We start from the raw sequence: 21033 nt of genomic DNA, 5'->3' as shown, positions 1-21033 counted from the left end.
CTCCTTTTCTATAAGACAATTTACAGTGAATAATTTTTCTAGCTATTGTAACAAAAAAGTCACCCGAAGGCAACTTTTTTCGTCTATAAAATTTCAAAAGAGGAAGGCTTATTCTGAGCTAAAAGCTGCAGCTTGCTGCATTTGGTAATACTTGCCTTTTCTAGCCATGAGGTCCTGATGGTTCCCATACTCCACGATATCGCCATCCACCAAGACAAGAATCAAATCTGCATCTTGAATGGTTGACAAACGATGGGCAATGATAAAGCTTGTGCGCCCCTTCATGAGCTTAGCAAAGGCATCCTGTACCAGCACTTCTGTCCGCGTATCGATGGAGGAAGTCGCCTCGTCTAAGATAAGAATCTTAGGGATAGCTAGAAAGACTCGGGCGATGGTCAAGAGCTGGGCTTGACCGACAGATAGTGATTCTCCTGCATTTTCCAACTTGGTATCGTATCCCTGTGGCAACTGCTGGATGAAAAAGTCTGCATTGGCTGCTTTGGCAGCAGCAATCACCTGCTCCCGACTGGCTTCAGGATTTCCAAAGGCAATATTATCATGAATAGTTCCTTGCTTGAGCCAGGTTTCTTGGAGCACCATGCCAAACTGCTGTCTCAATGACGCTCGGGTATAATCATAAATAGATTGCCCATCCAGCAGGATATCTCCTGAATTAATAGGGTAAAAACGCATAAGGAGATTGATCAGAGTTGACTTTCCAGCACCTGTTGGACCAACGATGGCCACCTTGCTACCAGCTGGGATATCGATAGACAAGTCCTTAATCAAGATCTTTTCTGGATGGTAGCCAAAAGAGACCTGTTTAAAGGAAATGGCTCCCTTAACCTGGTCACTGGTCAAGACTTCCTTACCTGTTTCAGCTACCTCAGGACTTTCTAAGATAGCATAGACGCGCTCTGCACAAGCCAGAGCACTTTGCAACTCGGCTAGAACTGAAGAAATATCATTAAAGGGTTTGGTGTACTGTTGGACGTAATTCAAAAAAGTCACTAAACGTCCGATGGTCAAGGTGGACCCCATCATGATACGATAGGCTCCCACTCCAGCAAGAAGAGCATAGATGAGTGCATTAACAAAGCGAGTCGAAGGATTGACCGTTGAAGAATAAAAGATGGCTGACTGAGAATAACCTGCGTAATTTTCATTCGCCTCATGAAGTCTTTGGATAAACTCTGTCTGAGCATTAAAGGACTGGATAATGGTCTGCTGGCTAAGCGATTCTTCAATCAACTGAGTCTGAATCCCCCTCGTCTCTGTTTGCTTCTGGAAGAGATGATAGGAGCGTTTGGCAATAAAGCGTGAAATCACCATGGATAGTGGGGTCAACAGCAAGACCAAGAGGGTCATGAGGAGATGGATTTGGAGCATTGCTAGAATACTAACCAAAATCATCAAGACACCAATGAAAAATTGGTTAAAAATCATGGTCAAGCCGGCTGCCAACTGTTCGATGTCTGTGGTCACACGACTGACCATCTCTCCACTGCCTTGCCGATCTACAAAAGCAATCGGCAAACGATGGAGCTTATGAATGATTCGCTCTCGCAAATCTTTAGTATAAGAGAAGATTAAGCGATTATAAAGAAGAGGATTGGCCCATTGTACCAGTGTATTTCCTATGACCACCAAGATCATCTGGATGAAAATCTGCCAAAAAACTGGTGAAGAACCATCCACTAGGACTTGGTCAATGACCTGACCAATCAGGATAGGTAGGTAAATTGATAAGCCAACTTGGGCAATAGTTCCTAGAAAGGCTAGGAAAAGGAGGAAGGGATGGCTTGCTAAATCCTTAGCCAAACGTGTGAGCGTCTGGTTTGCAGTTTGTCGTCTCATACTAGTCCTCCTTACCATGTTGGGATGCATTGATTTCACGATAGACTTTGCTGGATTTCATCAAGTCCTCGTGCTTGCCGATAGCTAGGAGCTCCCCTTTTTCCAAGAGGAGAATCTGGTCAGCTATCTGTAAAGTCGAGGTTCGTTGAGATATCAAGATTAAACTTGTATTTGGCAAATTTTCTCGGATAGCTTTCAAGAGCCTGGACTCGGTAATGGTGTCGAGGGCCGAAGTCGCATCATCTAAGATGAGAAACGGAGCCTGGCGCAAGACTGCTCGTGCGATAGACAGCCTTTGTTTTTGTCCACCTGAGAAATTTCGACCTCCTCCCTCAACTAGGTCATCCAAGAGTCCTTCCTTTTCACTGACAAAATCCTTTGCTTGCGCAATTTCCAAGGCCTGCCAGAGTTCTTGGTCAGTGACTTCTTGATGTAAACCTAGAGTCAAGTTGGAACGAATAGTCCCCTTAAAGAGTTCGACCTTTTGAGGAACATAGGCAATCCAAGACCGCCACTGCTCAAGATTACGAGGACTACATCCATCTCGATAAAGGTCAATGCTTCCCTTATCTATTGAATAAAGACCAAGTAAGACTTGCACCAGGCTTGATTTACCAGAACCAGTTCCCCCAATGATACCCAGGTTTTGCCCTTGCTTCATATCAAAGGAAATGTCTCTTAGAGAAGGTTGAGCTGCATCAGGATAGGTAAAGGTCAATTCTTGGACTTGTAAAACCTGCTCGCTGGTAACTTGCTTTTGTTCTAACTCTGAGCGGATGTCTTCGGGAGCTTCGACAAAGACCTCCTCAATTCGCTTGGCTGAGATATAGGACTGGTTGAGAGAATTTATCAGCATGGCTAGCTTGACCAATTCCACCAAGATCTGCAATAGATAATTGATAAGAGCAATCAAGGCACCTTGACTAAGCAAGCCTCCTTGAATAGAAACATATCCCTGCCAGATAACAACGAGGAGAGTTCCATTAACAATCAGATAGGTCAGAGGAGTTAATAAACTAGACCAGAAACCTGTCTTTTCTTGTAATCTAGCATAGACTTGGTTAAGAGTTTGAAAAATCTGTAACTCTCGTTTTTCTTGTCCAAAAGCTCGAATAACCCGCATCCCTTGTAATTGCTGGCGTGTTTCCTGAACCAGTTGATCTGTTTTCTTTCTCAGACTGCTGTAGAGAGGATTGACCAGTCTAGAGAGCCCTACAATAACAATAGTCAAAATGACAACCATGACCAAGAACCAGAAAGTCAGCTCAGCTGAGATTCGATAGGCCATAAAAATGGCACCAAAAACGATAATAGGCGCTCGCAAAAAGAGACGCAGGAATTGATTAATACCAGTCTGAATCTGATAGGTGTCCGAAGTCAAGCGAGTAACCAAGCTAGAAGTTGTCAAACGGTCTCTGCTGTCCTTGGGCAAGGAAAGAATATGACGATAGAGATCGTTTGTCAATTCCTTGGCAAATCCAACCGCAGCCTTAGCTGAGTAGAACTGGGCTATTAAGGCCACTACAACACCAATCACTGCAAAAATAAGGAGCAGGCCAATCAGCATCCAGAGATGACTCTGATTTCTCTGGGGCAAGGATTGGTCAACAATCCCAGCAATCACCATGGGAACCAAGAGTTCAAAAACAGCTTCTAACAGCTTGAACAAGGGTGCTAAAATTGATTCCTTGATGTAGGGTTTAAAGTAAGATAATAGGTGTTTCATAGATCCCTTCTATTCGTTTTCTAGAAATGAAGAAAGTGGGAAGCACCCACCATCTCTGATTTATTTGTTTAAGTAAGGCAGTAGATAGCCATATCCTGCTTCTTCCATCTCATCCTTGGCCACGAAGCGCAAGGAAGCAGAATTGATACAGTAGCGGAGGCCACCTAACTCCCGAGGTCCATCTGTGAAAACATGACCCAAGTGAGCATTACCTGAACGAGAACGAACCTCAATTCGCTCCATTCCATGGCTGAGATCCTTGTAATAATGAATCAATTCCTTGGAAATCGGACGGCTAAAACTTGGCCAACCACAACCTGAGGCAAACTTATCCTTGGCAAAAAAGAGTGGCTCACCCGTCGTGATATCTACATAAATTCCCTCTTCAAAGGTTTGGTCATAGACATTGGTAAATGGAGCCTCTGTAGCAGCTTCTTGGGTAACACGATAGGACTCTTCAGTTAAGCTTTCCTTTAACACTTCTTGGCTAGGCTTTTCATAGTTAGAGGCGTCAATCAAGGGCTTCTCAGCATCGGTCACATCGATATGACAGTAACCCGAAGGATTTTTCTTAAGATAGTCTTGGTGGTAGTCTTCTGCCATAATGTAGTGACGAAGTTTCTCCACCTCTACTGCAATCTTTCTCCCAAGCATGCGCTCCTGCTCCCGCACCACTGTGTAGATAACTGGCAAGTCTGCTTCATCCTGATAATAAATCCCAGTTCGATATTGGCGACCACGGTCATTTCCTTGTTGATTGACTGATAATGGATCAATAACACGGAAATAATAAAGTAAAATCTCTCTGAGTGATACTGTCTTCTCATCATAAATCACTTGAACCGTTTCTGCATGGTCTGTTTCCTTGAGCAGCTGGTAATTGGTCGTTTCGACTTGACCATTAGCGTAGCCAACACTAGTTGCTAGCACTCCAGAAATGCGTGAAAAATATTCCTCTAGGCCCCAAAAACAACCACCTGCTAGATAAATTTCTGCCATCTTTATTTCTCCTTTATCAAGTTTTTAACTCGAATTCTTTTCAAAAAAAGGATAGGAAGCCCTCTAGTCAAGAGTTTCCCCATCCTATCATCTATTCTTTATTTTGCTTCGACACGGACACCTTGGGTATCAACTTTCAAGTCATGAAGTTTTCCTTTGAAGGGTTGCTTTTCCAATTCAGCCTTAATCGTTGGCATCTTGTCATGAGAAGCCAAAACCATAACTGTCGGCCCAGCACCAGAAAGGTAGGTTGCATAGGCACCATTTTCTTTGGCTACTTGCTTAATCGTCGCAAATTCTCTCACCAAGTCCTGACGATAGCGCTCGTGGAAGAGGTCTCCCTCGATTGCTTGTCCAGCGGTCACCATGTCTCCTGCCAACAAGGCTGCAACCGCCACATTGGCGATAGAACTAGCTGCAACAGCTTCCTTATAGGACAATTTCTTAGGCAAGACACCACGGCTGTCTCGAGTACGCAATTCATAGTTTGGAATGTAGGCTAGGAAATCACACTCTGGGAAGTCTGCTACGATAGCTGAAACTTGCCCTTCAACAGAGCTGGCAACAACGAGATTACCATAAATGGCTGGAGCCACATTGTCAGGATGCCCTTCAATCTTGGTCGCTAACTGCAACTTTTCATGGTCAGACAAGTTGAGTTGACCCAGTTGGTTGGCTAGTTCAATCCCAGCTACAATAACCGAGCTGGAAGAACCCAAACCACGCGCCAAGGGAACATCACTGGTCATTTTCAAACGTCTTGGTTGCAAGTCTGGTACAATTTGCAAAGCAATTTTGAGCAAGAGATTACGCTCGTCATGTGGTATCCATTTGCCAATCTGGTGTTCAATCAACCACTCATCCCGTTCTTCGCAGACCTCTATTTGAAGATACTTGGTTACAGCTACACCGACCGAGTCAAATCCTGGCCCGATATTGGCACTGGTTGCAGGTACAATAATTTTCATCTTATTCTCCTAGCACTTTGAAGGTATTCAAGAGGTCAAATTCTGAAACCTTCTTCAATTCAGTTGAAACATTTTCAAGTTGCGCTTTATTAATCTTGTGTGTAATAATCACAACACGCGCCATATCCCCCTCTTTGCCGTCTTGGAGGATTTGCTTGAAGGAAATATCTTGAGCATTAAAGATTTCAGCCAACTTCAAGACCTGACCTTTTGAGTCTGGAGCCAAGATTGAGAAATAGTAATTTGCTTTAACATCTTCAGGATTTGCCAAGACCAAGTCACGGCTGTATTCGTTGAAATCTTTTCCAATTGTTCCATCATTCAAGCGACGAACGATACGGACAATATCTGCTACAACACTTGTTGCAGTTGGTTTTTGACCCGCACCTGGTCCGTAGTACATAGACTCACCAATACCGATAGATTCTACAAAGATAGCGTTCATTACGCCATTCACACTGGCAAGTGGATGCGCTTTAGGAAGGAAAGTTGGAGTTACTTCTGCAGCAATTCCTGAAGGAGTTTCCTCAATAGAACCAACCAATTTCACTACATAGCCAAGTTCTTGGGCTACAGCTACGTCTTCTGGTGTGATGTTGCGGATTCCCTTGTGGGCTACATCGTCAAAGGCAACCTTCATGCCAAAGGCAAATTGGCTCAAAATCACCATCTTGTAGGCTGCATCAATCCCATCCACGTCATTTGTCGGATCGCTTTCTGCAAAACCAAGTCTTTGCGCTTCCGCAAGAGCATCATCGTAAGACCAGCCTTCTTCCACCATCTTGGTCATCATGAAGTTGGAAGTTCCGTTAACGACTCCAAGCACGCGCGTGACTTTATCAGAAGCCAAGGAATTTGCTAAAGTACGAAGAATTGGAATCCCACCAGCTACTGCTGCTTCGTAGTAAAGTGCTACCTTATTAGCTTGAGCGATTTCTAACAATTCTGCACCGTGGACAGCCAAAAGGTCCTTATTGGCAGTAACAACGTGTTTGCCAGCTTCCAAGGCACGAGTGATAAAGGTTTTAGCAGGTTCGATACGTCCCATCAATTCCACTACAATGGTAATGTCTTGGTCTGACAAAATATCATCTACATTGGTTACAAAATTAAAGTCATTCCCTGCTGCAAGCAAGCGATTCTTTTCATCTTCATCCTTGACCAATACCTTAGCAACTTCAATCTCTGAATGTGCTGATTGATTGATTTTTTCTCCATTTTCCTTTAGGAGGAAAGGCACGCCACTTGCAACGGTACCAAATCCTAGTAAAGCAATTTTAACTGTCATGTTTGTCTCCTCGAAATTTTCTAATATAGCCATTATAACAGAATTTTGTGAAAATTCCTATTATAGTAAATCACTATTTCAGTCTAGAAAAGAAAAAAACGAATCAAACGATTCGCTCTTCTTAAAATCTAGAAATAGCTTTCCAGAAAGGATTATCCAATCTTTTGTAGATTGATCACTGCATCGTGATTGATCAAGACTTGGCCATACTCTTGCAAGACTGAACGACTGATATCACTATCGTCTGCAAACTCGCGCATACGGGCCAACAGCCAAGCTGGATATGGACTTGGATGATTTTCAATATCCACTAAAATGGTCAAATAATAGCGCTCATTCATCTTGTAGAGTTCAGAAGTTTCCATATCAAAAGTCACTGTCTTGGCAAAAGCCACCAAGTCAGCCAACTTAGCAAAAGAAAGGATGTAATAGATGTAAGGTTCTTTCTTGCTCTCAACTTCTTGTTCAGCCTGCTCTTGCTCTTCTTCCTTAGCTTCGACTTGCTCTAGAGATTGAATGGCTTCGATGTCATCCTTGGTTTTGTCCGCGATGCTTTTTTCTAAGGTTTTGATAAATTCATCGGGCGACATTTGAGCCAATTCTTCCATGTCTGGCAAATCCGATAAATCTTCAAAATCTAGATTTTGGTCAATCTTTGATTTGGTTACAAAGACATCAACCTTATCAGGTTTTGGAGTCACACGGAAGCTCAACATGCCTGTATCCAGAAAGCTATCAGGCATCTCTAACTCATCCAAGATAGCATAAAAGAACTCTTCTGTTTTTTCTTGAGGAACGAGAAAGTCTGCAATCTCCATTCCTCGATCCATCAAATCCTCTAAAGACATCGTGATTTTTAAAGTAGTATCACTAATTTGTTTCATTTTCATTGCTAGTAACCTCATACTTTCAGTCCTATCTATTATACTAGATTTTTACGATTTTATCAAAAGAATGAAGCGAGAATGTGATATAATACTAGAGACCATTTTACAATACAAGAAAGAAAGTACAATGAAAAATATAAAAGTTAATGCACTGGCTAGCTTACTAGTCAATGTTCTCAATATCGTTTTTCCGCTGATAACTAATCCCTATCTGACACGGATTCTCAGCAAATCCAACTACGGTTATTTCAATACTGCCAATACCTGGGCTAGCTTTATCATTCCTTTAGCCGCCTTCGGAATCTACAACTACGGAATTCGAGCTATCAGTAAGGTCAAGGATGATAAAAATAAAATCAACTATGTTTTCTCTAAATTATTCTATATCTCCATTATTACATCTGTTCTAACAACAAGTATCTATTTCCTATTTATTTACCTGGATAATAGTATTGAAAATTTAAAAGAACTCTACTATATACTTGGTGTCCAGGCTCTCTTCCAATTCCTTTATATCGAGTGGATGAACGAGGCTTATGAAAATTATGCTTTTATCTTATACAAAACCTTGGTTATTCGTATTGCCATGTTGGTCGCTATCTTTACCTTTGTTAAAACTGCAGATGATATCGTTCCTTATGCCATTGTCATGAGTGCGACAACTATCCTCAACTACCTGCTCAGTTTTCTTTGGATCAAGAGAGAAGTTTCCTTTGTCAAGATTGGTCTTGTCGAATTAATCAAAGCATCTAAGCCACTCTTGACCATGTTGCTTCTAGCTAATGCCAACATGCTCTACACCTTACTCGATAGAATGTTTATCACCAAAGGGCCTGATGAAAACTATATTTCTTATTATACCATTGCTTTCAGCATCGTTATGTTGATTGCCAGTGTCCTGAGTGGAGCTATCAACGTCAGTATTCCACGTCTCGGCTACTATCTCGGTAAGAAAGACTACGAATCTTATAAAAATCTTCTGAACCAAGGAGCCGCCCTCTTTTATTTCCTTATCATTCCAACCAGTATTGGGATTATGGTATTAGGGAACTACGCTGCAGTCATCTATTCTTCTGAAAAATACCTTGAAGCTGGTATTGTGACTAGTGTCTTCGCTTTTCGGACTATCATTTGGGCCATTGAGTTAATCCTTGGTAAACAAATTATCTTCATCAACGACCACGAAAATCGTTTAACAGCCTTTTACTTTATTGGTGGCGGCGCTAATATCCTACTCAACAGTCTCTTGTATTTCAATAATATTTTTGCACCAGAGTACTACATTGCTACTACTATTATTGCAGAAACTGTAGTTGTTCTACTAGAAATTTACTTTATCAAGAAACATCATCTGCTTGACTTAAAAGAAATCTTTACTACTTTAACACGCTATACTATTGTATCGCTCGGATTCATTCCGATCTATTTTGCGTTTAAATTCCTTTTCCAAATCAACTCTTATATAGTCAACCTCAATATGATACTCATGGTTCTCTCGACTGTTGCAACTTGTGGTATCTATTATCTCTTGACACTCTTTATCGCCAAAGATAAAACATTCCACTATGCACTCAATCTTGCTCTTGCTAAGATTAAAAGAAATTAAAAAATAACCTACCTATCGAAAACAAGGAATATTCCAGTAGATAGGTAGGCTATTTATTTTATCGAATTATCAAATCAAAGTAATTTGCTCATAAATTAATCAATCCAGTAATTTTTATCAGTTCCTGGATTTTGATTTTCAATAGGCGGAGGAGTCATATAGTCTTCACCAAACTCGTAAACCAGAATCTCATGGAATTTTCTAGGAACCTTCACAAGAATGTTCTCATATGGCATTTCAATTGTATCATATAACCACTCTTTCTTAATTCCACTTGGATAGTAAGAGTCATAAGTAGTACATGCAAGATCTGTAGCCTGCTCAACATCATATTGCAAAACTAACTTCTCCAATTTTTCATTCCATTTCTGTGGAGAAGTCAGTCTGAAAATTGCAGATGCAAAATAACGTGGTAAATTCTTGACACCTCCATTATCTATTTTGACTCCTTTAAAATTCAGAGACGAAAGTCTAATAAATTGTTTATAAAGTCTCATCTTTTTTCTATCACGTTCATCTGTAACAACTCCATCGTATGGAAAAATGTCAACACAAGTACCTAGAACAACCGATTTATCTAAAAGATTAGCATCTCTTCTTGTCCTCACATCATAAACTCTCATATATGTATAAGGATAGCCTTTTGTTTCTCTATATGAAATTAATCTGTAGTAGGGATGTTTTTCATTTTTTAATATCTCATAGAGTTTTTCAAATTCATCACGCGCTAAGGAAATATCTGTATCATCATCCCAAGGAATAAAACCTTTATGGCGTACAGCTCCTAGTAAGGTTCCAAAATCAATAAAATACTTGATTTCATGTTCCTCACACAATTCATGCAAATAGTTTAAAATATCTAATTCAATTTGTTTAATTTCTTCAAGAGTCAAAATTTTCTCTGACATCTATTATTCACTCCTAATCTTTTTACATTGAGTCAATGATTTCTTCATTTCAATGACATCATTGGGATACCTTAATAATTTTCCACAATTGAAAATCATGATGAGAGAACCTTAGCTCAACTGGTGGTAATTGCATGTAGTTTCCGTAGTCCGAGGTCAGAATTTCATGATAATTTTTTGGAATCATAAATTCCTTACCTTCGAATGTTCCAGTAGTAACTTGTTCTAGCCATTCGCGTCTCCACACTGGTTTGTTCATATCCTTGTAGATAAGATAATCCACTTCCTCATAATCCGACACTTTACGTGATTTAGCAAGCTCATCAATGCCTCTAATATACTTATTCGTATTTGTGAAATAGAAGATAATGACTGATATATAGCGAATTAAAGAGTTTAATAGGCTTTTAGTATTGGTAATCCCTTTAAATGTATAACAGCTTAATTGACGTTTTTTTATAAGTCTCGTCATTTTATCTTTAAAAACCGAGTCATCCTCGTAACCATCTACAGGGAAAATATCCACATAAATTCCCATATTTGAATCAATGCGAACATCTTCTTCTAGCAAGTAGGTATGGTTATCCTGCACTTTCATGAAGGGATAGACATAGTTGAGATTATTTTTATAAGACATCACTTCGTAACGTTCATCAGGGTTAGCGATAAGATAGTCTTGCAACTTTTCATAATCTTCTCGTAACATACAGATATCCATGTCATCATCCCAAGGAATAAAACCTTTATGACGAACCGCACCGATAAGACTGCCATAAGCTAGGAAATATTTGACACCAATTTTCTGACAAGTTTCATGAATGTATTCCATGATTCCTAGTTCCATCTGTTGAATCTCTCTAATATCAGTTACTTCCTGATAACGAATACCTTCATCACGTTTGCAAACAACTAATCCATAACCAATAATCAACCAAAAGATAATATTAATAAAGTTAGTTGAGTACATAATCTGACTTTCAAATAATTGACCGAACAAGATGCCAAAGAAAAGAATCATAATCAACTTTTCAGAGTTCTTTTTAGAAACAATCAAATAAGTCAAAAAGCGCTTAAATATATATCCTAGTAGAAGTAGAAAGGATACTAAACCTAAAATTCCAGAACTAACAAATATCGTTACCAAAATGTTATGGAAATTTCCACCAATAAGAGAATTTTGAATCTCAAATTTACTGAAATATTTTGTGTAATAATCTGGAACATTTCGTACACCATAACCAAAAATTGGTTTCTCACTTCCCATTTTTATAGCATTTTTCCAAATATAAGTTCTACCACTAGGTGTTGTTTCTATTAGATGAAGTTCTCCTGTTTTTTTTATAACTGAAGAATCCGTTTCTGCATAAGATTGTCCTTTATTTAAGTCTAATACAGTTGCTTTCCCCGAGGATATGTAGATAGAGGTTACATAACTCAATCCGATATTAGCAGCAGAAACAAGTAAAACAGAAACTATAAAGATTAGAAATCGCTTAGCTAACTTGCCCCTGTTAATAAAGAAACTATAAAACCCAAGCATTAACACTAAAGATAATAAAGCTCCTCTACTTTGCATGGTTGCAAAATAAACTAATTGAATCACATTATTCAGTTTAAGATAGACAGAATATTTACTTCCTTTATGAATCAAATACATAGCCAAAACAATGCTAATGTATGAAAATATCGCACTAGCATTTGGATTGACAATCCCCCACAGACGTCCATTCATAACACCATAGTAATAAGATTGTTGTCCAATTTTAAATAGGATAAGGACTCTACTTACCAATAAACCAAACGCAAAAATCGCAGAAGAAAAAGAAATAATTTGAATAGTGTAAGCAATCCAATCAAATAATTTCTTCAATTGACCTGATTCTAACATGGTAAATAATAAAATATAGGTTACCATAAAGAGGATCTCAATCACATTTCCAATCAAATGTCCAGAGCGATTGAAAATAGCTGATAAGAGATGACTTCCAGCTAAGAGTCCAAATAAGGATAGAAATTTACGATCTACTGTGATTTTTTTCCACTTAAACAATAAGGTATAGCAAATATAAAGCACTACAATCGCTGACAATCCTTTATAAAGGGGATTTGCTATCTTATAAACCAGTGAACTCATACTTAAAATCGAAATGAAAACAAAGAGATATGCAATCCATAGTTTTGATTTTTCAAAGTATTCATCCATTTTTGAAAAATTCATTTTCAACTCCTTCTCATAATATTAGTTTCTGAATCCAACAATTTTTTTATATATCCATGGAGAAAAGACAAGTGCCAGGACAGCTATCTTACGAAATCTAGTGAAATAAGCATCCTTCCAGATTTCGTATCGATGCTGAATAATCCAAGCTCTTAGTTCTACTTTCTCCTTTTGATACTGTTCAGATGAAGTAAAGATAATTTTATCGTAAACTGTGATGTACGACCAACATTCTCTATTTTTTAATTCATACTTTAAATTAGGAAATACTTGTGATACTTGAGTAATGATGTTCTTATAAACTTCTATCGTATCAAATACATACCGATTAACAGATGTTGTCGCACTTCCCTCACGATGATCATAATAATAAATTGGTTTATCAATGAATACGCTACTACATCTTGTCTTTAGTAGCAATTCTGTTAAAAATAAGGCATCTTCTGCTAGATGGTAGTCTGTATTAAATTTACCATCTGCCAGCAGGTCTCTATTAAATAGTTTTGCGACTGGAAAGAATGATGTCCTAGTGGTCATCAGTAATTCTTTCATGGTTTCTTCTGTTGACCAAAGTTCTTTTCTACCAGAATACAAGGGTAAGTCTGTCACTATTCCATTTCTGATATGGTGTAGAGGAGCAATCACAAAACCCACATTTTCTCCCTCAACTGCACTAGCTAAAGTAGCTAGGTAATCATTGGCGACGAAATCATCGCTATCAATAAAAGTTATCCATGCACCTGTCGCTAGCTGAATTCCAACATTTCTGGCATTAGAAACACCAGCATTTTCGATATGGTAAACCTTAATATTTTCGTACTGATTTGCTAAATGATCACAGATTTGTCCACTAGAATCAGAAGAACCATCATTTATTAGGATTAACTCAAAATGGGCATAAGTCTGTTGAAGAATTGATTCCACACATCGCTCCAGATAAGCTTCTACATTGTAGACTGGAACGATAACGCTAATTTTTTCACCCATCATGTTCCGTATTCTCCCTTGTACTCTCTATAACTCTTATCCATATCAGCGACAACAGCATCATGATGTGGTAGCTGCTTATCTGCTGGTGGAGGTGTCATATAATCACCAAAAGCAGTGCTAAGATAGGCATCGTAGTCAACTGGAATAGGCATCTCTGTTCCTTCAAAGGGCAGGAAAAGATTATCCTCAAAAGATGCGATTGGGTACTTGTTTCTCATGTAGCCAGGACCCGAGCATAATTCTGTTATGCCATCGCTCTCAGTCAAACCATACTTGGTCATTTCTTTTTCAGCTTTTTTCCAAATGCGATAACGGAGAGATTTTGGAGTCAACCCCAGTAAAATACGGCTTCCCCATTTCATAAGTGCACCATGCTTTTCTGGAATAGTTTGCGCACAAAAAAGAGAATAAATCAGTGCCCAACGAACCTGTTTTTTCCGCTCAGCTGGATTTTTCGGATAATAATCCAAAGGCAAGACATCCAAGGCCAGACCATGTGGCAAATCCAAATCTTGCTGGTAAGGTTTAATACAGGTCGTTTCCTTGTCACGAATAGTAATAAAAAGATTACGGTCGACAAAATCCTTGTTACTCTTTGACAAGAAATAACGCTCATCTGCATAACGAGGCCATAATTCTGCCAATTTTTCATAGTCCTTACGGGGCATAAAAAAGTCTAGGTCGTCATCCCAAGGAATGAAACCCTTGTTTCGAAGGGCACCAATAGCGCCTCCCCCACAGAGATAGCAAAGCAAATCATGTTCTTTACAAAAAGCCACAAAATATTCAGCCATCTCCAGACTACGAGCCTGAATTGCTTTTAAATCAGTCATATTGTTCATTATTCTTTCTATCGTATCGTTTCATTATACCACAAATAAGGGGTGAAAATCTATTGTAGACTGTAAAAAATCAAAGCCTGATTGCTAGATAAATAGCCTTCAAACTTTGATTCTCCTATCTTATTTTACCTCAAGCCCATCTGAGATAATTTATTCTGATATTTGTTTTGATCAACCAGTAACCCCAATCCTCCATAGACATCATAGGCATCGACCCAATCACCTAGTTCTGGAACTGTTAATCTCTCAATGCCATTTTGCGCTCCATCTAGGAAGGATAAGCCATTGGTCAGTAGGAAACTATAAGGAACATTCGTAGAGGTCATGCCAAAGACCTTACCAAGTGCTTCTGATCCAGTAAAGAGTTTAGTTGGATCCTTGAGTTGTTGCAGAACAGCTGTCAAAACTTGCTGTTGTCTCTTGGTACGACCGTAATCACCTTCATCATCATCACGGAAGCGAGCATAGTTGAGCAAGGTTGATCCGTTCATCTGCTGTTTCCCAACTTTGATGGTTTGGGTTGGAGATTCAGTCTCAGTAGCATGCAAATCATCTCCGACTGTAGCTTCTGTTAATGGACGCCCATTCAATGTTGAAAATTGTGCATCAATTGTCACACCCTCAGGGAAAAGCGTATCAATCGCTGTTGCAAAGGCCTGAAAGTCAACCAAGGCATAGTACTTAATGTCCAAGTCAAAATTATCTTTCAAGACTTGACGAACCATTTCTGCCCCTTTTTGCCCCTCTTGTTCTCCTAACTCATAGGCTACGTTTAACTTGTTATCCGTCTGTTTTCTACCGTTAATGACTTGGCTATAACCGTCTATATAAACCAAATTGTCACGCATGAAGCTGACCAGCTTAATTTTCTTATCTGAGCCGCCAACATTTAATACCATAATAGAGTCCGTCCGCGTCTCAGCACTATTTTGACCGATTCGCCCATCTGTACCCATGATCAAAATATTAACACCATCTCTGGTATCCTGACCATTAAAAACTTCAACTTGAGCTGCCCTGGCATTGGCAATTTTATCTGGATTAGCATTGGTATAACCTTTTAAGAACATAAAAATCATACCCAATGCTAGACAAGCTAAGATAGCCAGTAATCCTGCAAAAATACGCCCCCAACGTAGCTTACGCTTTTTAGTTTTTTTCTTTGGAAGAGAATTGATCTTCTGGTATCTCTCAGAACGACTACGGCTATTATAAGAAGGAATCGAAGTGTTAGCACTTGTCTTTCTATAATCCTCTGTCAATTCCTGACTTTCTGAGGGAGCGTCACCACTAGCCATATTTAACTTACCTTGCAAGTAAGCAAACTCTTTTTTCTCTCGCTCATTGAGGTAATGAATGTTCTTAAAGAGATAGTCATAACGTAACTGCTCGTGGTGGCTTAAGGGATTTTCTTTACTCATCTTCTCTCCTTTCCATGGTCTGATATTGGATAAATAGGATAGGCGCCCAGTACTTTATACTGGATTCCTATGGCTTCTAATTCTTTTTGGGCAAAGTGAACCAAGTCCTTATCAGCATAGTCCACATCTATAATGAAAAAGTATTCGCCCAACGCTGTCTTGAGTGGACGACTTTCAATTTTTGTCAGGTCAATTCCTCTCCAAGCAAAGGTCGAAAGAGCCTTATAAAGTGCACCTGGAAGGTTGTCAGGTAAGGTCAAGGCCAAACTCATTTTTTCAGTTTGTGCTTTTAAGGGAATACGAGGCTTTTCAGCTCCTAGAACCCAAAAACGTGTGAAATTGGCTTCCATTTCCTGAATATCCTCGGCAATCAGTTCCAAGCCATATTCTTCAGCAGAACTTCTAGGTGCAATTGCTGCAAAGGGCTGGTCTGGATGGTCGGAAATAAAGCGGGCCGCATAAGCTGTACTAGCTGTCACCTCAATTTGAGCATCTGGATACTGTTCATCGATGAATTTCTTTCCTTGAGCCAAGGCCTGTGGATGTGAAAAAATCTTTTCAATCTTAGTATGGCCTGGAACCACCATCAACTGCTGATGAATAGGCTGAACGATTTCTGCTACTGCTTGAATGCGAGCCTGATGAAAAAGGTAGTCCAAGGTTTCATGAACACTACCCTCAATAGAATTTTCAACTGGCACCACAGAATAGTCCACCAAGCCTTGCTCATAGGCCTTGATGACATCTGTAATATTGGCAAAGGCCTGCAATTCCTCCTGAGGAAAAGCTGTCTGCACAACGTGGTGTGAAAATGATCCCTTGGGACCTAGATAAGCAATTTTCATCTCAGTTCCTCTATAATTTCCTCTGGGCTTAACTCGGTCACATCCAAAACCCGACTGGCTACTTCCTCATACCAAGCCTGTCTTTCTTGGAAAATAGCTGCTAGTTCTTCCTTGCTATTCTTTAGAAAAAGCGGGCGCTGATTTTCCTTATCAGCTGCGATACGTTGGTAGAGGGTTTCAAAATCAGCTTTCAGATAGATATTATCAGAATTGGTCTTGAGTAAGTCACGATTTCGTTGAGAAACGACCACTCCTCCACCAGTTGACACGACTTGGTCTCTTTGTAGTAAATCAGCTAGGACTTCTGATTCTATCTGACGAAAGGCCGCTTCTCCCTTTTCCGAGAAAAATTCCGCAATAGACATGCCTAAGCGCTTCTCAATCAGGGCATCCATATCAAGGTAATTAGGGTCCAAGCCTCTTGCAATAGTCGATTTGCCAGCCCCCATAAATCCGAGTAATACCTTAGCCATGAATCAAGCTCTCCAAATCATCAAAGAAGCTAGGATAGCTGGTATTGATAGCTTCAGCACGATCAAGTTCCACTTCTCCATCTGCAACCAAGAGGGCTGCGATAGCTGTCATCATGCCGATACGGTGGTCACCAAACGTATTGACTCTAGCACCGTGAAGGGCTGATTTTCCTTTGATAATCATTCCATCTACCGTCGGAGTAATATCTGCTCCCATACTATTTAAAGCGTCTGCCACAACCTGAATGCGGTCTGTTTCCTTAACCTTGAGCTCCTCAGCATCCTTGATAACTGTTACACCTTGGGCCTGGGTCGCCAGAAGAGCGATAATTGGCAATTCATCAATTAAACGTGGAATCAAAGCGCCACCAATCTCTGTTCCTTTTAAGTTAGAAGACTCAACAGTTAAGGTAGCAGATTTAGCGACTGGATTGATTTCAGTTATTTCCAATTTTCCACCCATGGCGCGAATGACATCAATGATACCTGTACGCGTTTCGTTAATACCAACATTCTTCAGCACTAGACGAGAATTCGGAACAATCAAACCTGCGACTAGCCAAAAGGCTGCACTGGAAATATCTCCTGGAACAACCACCTTTTGTCCTGTCAATTTTTGTGGTCCTTGGACTGTGATTTTCTTACCGTCCACACTTAAATGACCACCAAATTGTTGCAGCATATCTTCAGTATGATTACGGGTACACTCTTTTTCGATAATAACAGACTCCCCCTGAGCCTGCAAGGCTGCAAACATCAAGGATGACTTCACTTGAGCAGAGGCAATCGGTAACTCATAATGAATAGGTCTTAGGTTTTTAGTCCCCTTTAAATGAAGAGGAGGCAGGTCTCGCTCAGTTTGTCCCGAAATGCTGACGCCCATTTTTTTCAGTGGAATCGTCACACGGTCCATAGGACGTTTGGAAAGACTGTCATCGCCAAACATCTCTACTTCAAAATCTGCACCAGCAAGGACACCTGAAATCAGGCGAATAGAGGTGCCAGAATTTCCCATATCAAGGGCATTTTGCGGAGCTTTTAGCCCGTCCATACCGACACCTTGAATGGTAATAACCCCATCTTTATCCTCAATCTCAACACCAAGGTCACGAAAAACTTGAATAGTTGAGAGCACGTCCTCGCCACGCAAAATATCATAAACCTTTGTCTCACCCTCAGCCAAACTTCCAAAGATAATGGAACGGTGACTGATAGACTTGTCACCTGGAACGCGGATACTGCCATGTAAGTGGCGAATGTTTGTTTTTAGTTTCATACTGGACCTCATACTTGCAATACTTTTACCTATTTTATCATAAAAAGCCAGAAATTCCTTAAAAATTCCTGACTTTAGGATTGTTATTTTCTTATTTTAGCAATTCTGAAACTGGTTCGAAAACAATTTTTTCAATGTCAGAAAGGTAAATTGCCAATTGTTGTTGCTTGGTAAAGAATTCTGATAAGAGGCTATTCCCCTGAATCTGCTTGCCAAAGCCTTCCATTTTCGATTGGAAGGAAGCATCTGGCATTTGCCCTGTCTGTGCTAGTTTTTGAATTTCCTCTTGAAAGGCAACATATTCTGTAAAGATTTTGCTTGCCTCAGCATCTGCTGCAATCGCATCTTTAGCTGCTTTAACAGCCTTATATTCTGGTAATTCGCGTAGACCGCGACTGAGTTCGTTTGCACTATCGTAAATATTTGACATGATTTTCTCCTTATTTGATAACGACTGTGTAGTCAGTGTTTTCTGTTATTAAATGCTCAGCTCTTTCCAAGTCTTGAGCATTTTTAAATGAAATTTGTAGAATCCCGTGAATATCTTCACGGTTTTCCTCGTTGATATGAATATTGACCAAGGAAGTTCCACGTAGCAATTCCAAAATCCTCAAGATAACATCTTCTTCATCGGGAACATCGACATAGAGATCATAAGAGCTATCCACTCCACCACGCTTATGGATTTCCATGGCCTGACGTTGCTCACGCGCTTGATTGAAAAAGTTCCAGATTTGCTCTTCATCTCCCTTGCTGATGGCTTGCCCAATCGCTTCCAACCGTTCCTTGAAATCCTCAATGCGGTCTAGAATAGTCTCACGATTGGACAAGAGAATGGAGGTCCACATACCTGGTTCGCTTTCCGCAATTCGGGTCATATCTCGAAAACCACCTGCCACAAAGCGCCTTGCCATCTCATGCTCTTGAGCATAGACCGCAGTCTGCTCCATGAGACTAGAAGCCAAAATATGAGGAAAATGGCTAATCTGAGAAGTCACACGATCATGCTCCTTGGCATCAATCTCGATAAAACGAGCATGAAGACCTGAAAGCAGGTCCCTCATTTCCTCAAGTGTGTCCTGACTTGTCAGGCTCGAAGGTGTAAAGATATAATAGGCATTTTCAAAAAGATTGACATCCGCAGAAGCAGCCCCTGTCTTGTGACTACCAGCCATGGGATGAGCCCCGACAAAGCGAACAGGTTTGCCAGCCAAATATTGCTCCGCCGCATCCACAATGGCTGACTTGGTCGAACCAGCATCTGAAATAATAACGCCTTCTTTCAAGTCCAAGTTGGCCAACTCCTTAATAAAGGAAATGGTTTGCTTTATTGGCAAGCTGAGAATGATGATATCTGCCAAAGGAGCAAAACTGGCAAAATCATCTGTTGCACGGTCAATCATGCCTTCTTTCAAGGCGATATCCCTCGAAGCTTGACTGCGATTATAACCTAAAATTTTATAATCTGGATGATCGCGTTTGATACCGAGTGCCATAGAGGCACCAATCAGACCAAGGCCTGCGATATAGATTGTTTTTGCCATAGGAACTCCTTAATAGTTCTTTGTATAGTCTCGATGTTTGGCTACTGCTTCTTTTAGTTCCTCAAGATTATCTGATGAGAATTTTTCGAGGATTTCTTGTGCCAGAACCGTTGCCACAACGGCTTCCATGACCACACCTGCAGCTGGAAGAGCAGTCGGATCACTTCTCTCCACAGTTGCCTTGTAGGGTTCATGGGTTTCGATATCCACACTCATAAGTGGTTTGTAGAGAGTAGGAATTGGTTTCATGACACCACGAACAACAATGGGTTGCCCATTGGTCATACCACCTTCAAAGCCACCCAGATTGTTGGTACGGCGAGTATAACCATCTTCTTTAGACCAGAGAATTTCGTCCATAACTTGGCTGCCTTTACGATAACCAGCTTCAAAGCCAAGACCAAATTCCACCCCTTTAAAGGCATTGATAGAGACAACAGCTTGGGCCAATCTTGCATCTAATTTTCTGTCCCATTGGACATAGGAACCAAGACCAACTGGAACACCTCCAACGACTGTCTCCACAACCCCACCTATGGTATCACCGTCACGTTTGATTTGGTCAATATAATCCTTGATTTCCTGTTCTCTTTCTTGGTTGACAATAGAAACTTCGGACTGGGCAGCTCGTTCCTTAATCTCAGCGACTGTTAGATTTTCAGGAACATCGATTTCCTTGCCACCAAAGACCACGACATGGTTGGCAATCTCCATATCCAGCTCAGCCAAGAGGCGTTTGGCTACTGCGCCAACTGCCACCCGCATGGTGGTTTCACGAGCAGATGAGCGCTCCAAGGAATTACGCAAATCGTCAAAACGGTACTTGATGCCCCCTACCAAGTCGGCGTGACCAGGACGAGGATGGGTGATTTTTCGTTTGCTTTTAAGGCGGTCTTCAATGTCCTCCGCAGACATGATATCCAGCCATTTTTGGTGGTCTTTATTGATGACATCCATGGTAATAGGAGCCCCTGTCGTCTTCCCATGGCGAACACCCGAAGTAAAGATAACTTGGTCGCTCTCAATCTTCATACGACCACCGCGGCCGTAGCCACCCTGACGACGTTTAAGGTCCTCATTGATATCCTCAGCTGTCAAAGGAAGTCCAGCTGGAATTCCCTCAATAATAGCCGTCAGACGGGGGCCGTGTGATTCTCCTGCAGTTAAATATCTCATACGTTCTCC

At 40.5% G+C, this 21033-nt stretch carries 18 protein-coding genes; 1 reads left to right on the top strand and 17 read right to left on the bottom strand.

What is annotated here, in order from left to right; translation table 11 throughout:
• Positions 1 to 108: 108 nt before the first annotated feature.
• From SMSK564_RS04095 to mecA, 6 genes are all read right to left on the bottom strand, one after another.
• A complete protein-coding gene (locus SMSK564_RS04095) occupies positions 109 to 1857 on the bottom strand; it encodes an ABC transporter ATP-binding protein (RefSeq protein ID WP_001254293.1) in 1749 nt (582 codons plus the stop codon).
• A gap of 1 nt (position 1858) precedes the next feature.
• Positions 1859 to 3583 (bottom strand): ABC transporter ATP-binding protein, encoded by a 1725-nt coding sequence (locus SMSK564_RS04090; protein WP_000681729.1) that lies wholly within the window; start codon positions 3581 to 3583, stop codon positions 1859 to 1861.
• Between the two features lie 60 nt (positions 3584 to 3643).
• Complete coding sequence (gene msrB, locus SMSK564_RS04085) at positions 3644 to 4582, bottom strand: peptide-methionine (R)-S-oxide reductase MsrB (protein ID WP_000818192.1); 939 nt, start codon at positions 4580 to 4582, stop codon at positions 3644 to 3646.
• Positions 4583 to 4680: 98 nt separating this feature from the next.
• A complete protein-coding gene (thrB, locus tag SMSK564_RS04080; RefSeq protein WP_000692442.1) occupies positions 4681 to 5550 on the bottom strand; it encodes a homoserine kinase in 870 nt (289 codons plus the stop codon).
• Position 5551: 1 nt separating this feature from the next.
• Entirely contained in the window at positions 5552 to 6838 is a 1287-nt protein-coding gene (locus SMSK564_RS04075) for a homoserine dehydrogenase (protein WP_000216352.1), read from the bottom strand.
• A gap of 152 nt (positions 6839 to 6990) precedes the next feature.
• On the bottom strand, positions 6991 to 7728 hold the full coding sequence (mecA, locus tag SMSK564_RS04070) for an adaptor protein MecA (protein WP_000782683.1): 738 nt from the start codon (positions 7726 to 7728) through the stop codon (positions 6991 to 6993).
• 124 nt (positions 7729 to 7852) lie between these two features.
• Between mecA and SMSK564_RS04065 the strand changes: the two genes are divergently transcribed.
• Entirely contained in the window at positions 7853 to 9331 is a 1479-nt protein-coding gene (locus SMSK564_RS04065) for an oligosaccharide flippase family protein (RefSeq protein ID WP_000789714.1), read from the top strand.
• Positions 9332 to 9426: 95 nt separating this feature from the next.
• On the opposite strand, the gene SMSK564_RS04060 is transcribed toward SMSK564_RS04065, so the two are convergent.
• The 11 genes from SMSK564_RS04060 to aroC all read right to left on the bottom strand — a co-directional run bounded on the left by SMSK564_RS04060 (position 9427) and on the right by aroC (position 21024).
• On the bottom strand, positions 9427 to 10239 hold the full coding sequence (locus SMSK564_RS04060; protein WP_001290854.1) for a LicD family protein: 813 nt from the start codon (positions 10237 to 10239) through the stop codon (positions 9427 to 9429).
• A 58-nt stretch (positions 10240 to 10297) separates the two neighbouring features.
• Entirely contained in the window at positions 10298 to 12457 is a 2160-nt protein-coding gene (locus SMSK564_RS04055; RefSeq protein WP_001011689.1) for a LicD family protein, read from the bottom strand.
• 21 nt (positions 12458 to 12478) lie between these two features.
• Complete coding sequence (locus SMSK564_RS04050) at positions 12479 to 13447, bottom strand: glycosyltransferase family 2 protein (RefSeq protein WP_000971792.1); 969 nt, start codon at positions 13445 to 13447, stop codon at positions 12479 to 12481.
• Positions 13444 to 14289, bottom strand: coding sequence for a LicD family protein (locus SMSK564_RS04045; protein ID WP_001061994.1), 846 nt, complete (start codon positions 14287 to 14289; stop codon positions 13444 to 13446). The genes SMSK564_RS04050 and SMSK564_RS04045 overlap by 4 nt, the downstream gene beginning before the upstream one ends.
• Before the next feature lie 125 nt (positions 14290 to 14414).
• Positions 14415 to 15710 carry an LCP family protein gene (locus SMSK564_RS04040; RefSeq protein ID WP_000032336.1) on the bottom strand — a complete coding sequence of 432 codons (1296 nt, stop codon included), beginning with the start codon at positions 15708 to 15710 and terminating at the stop codon, positions 14415 to 14417.
• Positions 15707 to 16555, bottom strand: coding sequence for a prephenate dehydratase (gene pheA / locus SMSK564_RS04035; protein WP_000686441.1), 849 nt, complete (start codon positions 16553 to 16555; stop codon positions 15707 to 15709). Before pheA ends, SMSK564_RS04040 begins: the two co-directional genes overlap by 4 nt.
• Positions 16552 to 17028, bottom strand: a complete 477-nt coding sequence (locus tag SMSK564_RS04030; RefSeq protein ID WP_001151369.1) for a shikimate kinase — start codon at positions 17026 to 17028, stop codon at positions 16552 to 16554. Before SMSK564_RS04030 ends, pheA begins: the two co-directional genes overlap by 4 nt.
• Positions 17021 to 18304, bottom strand: a complete 1284-nt coding sequence (gene aroA, locus SMSK564_RS04025) for a 3-phosphoshikimate 1-carboxyvinyltransferase (RefSeq protein WP_004236106.1) — start codon at positions 18302 to 18304, stop codon at positions 17021 to 17023. Before aroA ends, SMSK564_RS04030 begins: the two co-directional genes overlap by 8 nt.
• 91 nt (positions 18305 to 18395) lie before the next feature.
• The gene (locus tag SMSK564_RS04020; protein WP_000065968.1) at positions 18396 to 18734 is read right to left on the bottom strand and encodes a YlbF/YmcA family competence regulator; all 339 of its coding nucleotides are present in this window, start codon (positions 18732 to 18734) and stop codon (positions 18396 to 18398) included.
• A 10-nt stretch (positions 18735 to 18744) separates the two neighbouring features.
• The gene (locus SMSK564_RS04015) at positions 18745 to 19848 is read right to left on the bottom strand and encodes a prephenate dehydrogenase (RefSeq protein WP_001140496.1); all 1104 of its coding nucleotides are present in this window, start codon (positions 19846 to 19848) and stop codon (positions 18745 to 18747) included.
• Positions 19849 to 19857: 9 nt separating this feature from the next.
• Entirely contained in the window at positions 19858 to 21024 is a 1167-nt protein-coding gene (aroC, locus tag SMSK564_RS04010; protein ID WP_001269847.1) for a chorismate synthase, read from the bottom strand.
• Positions 21025 to 21033 lie beyond the last annotated feature (9 nt).

It is taken from the genome of Streptococcus mitis SK564 (assembly GCF_000148525.1).
Lineage (GTDB): Bacteria > Bacillota > Bacilli > Lactobacillales > Streptococcaceae > Streptococcus > Streptococcus mitis_H.
This window is presented reverse-complemented; position numbering and strand designations above follow the sequence as displayed.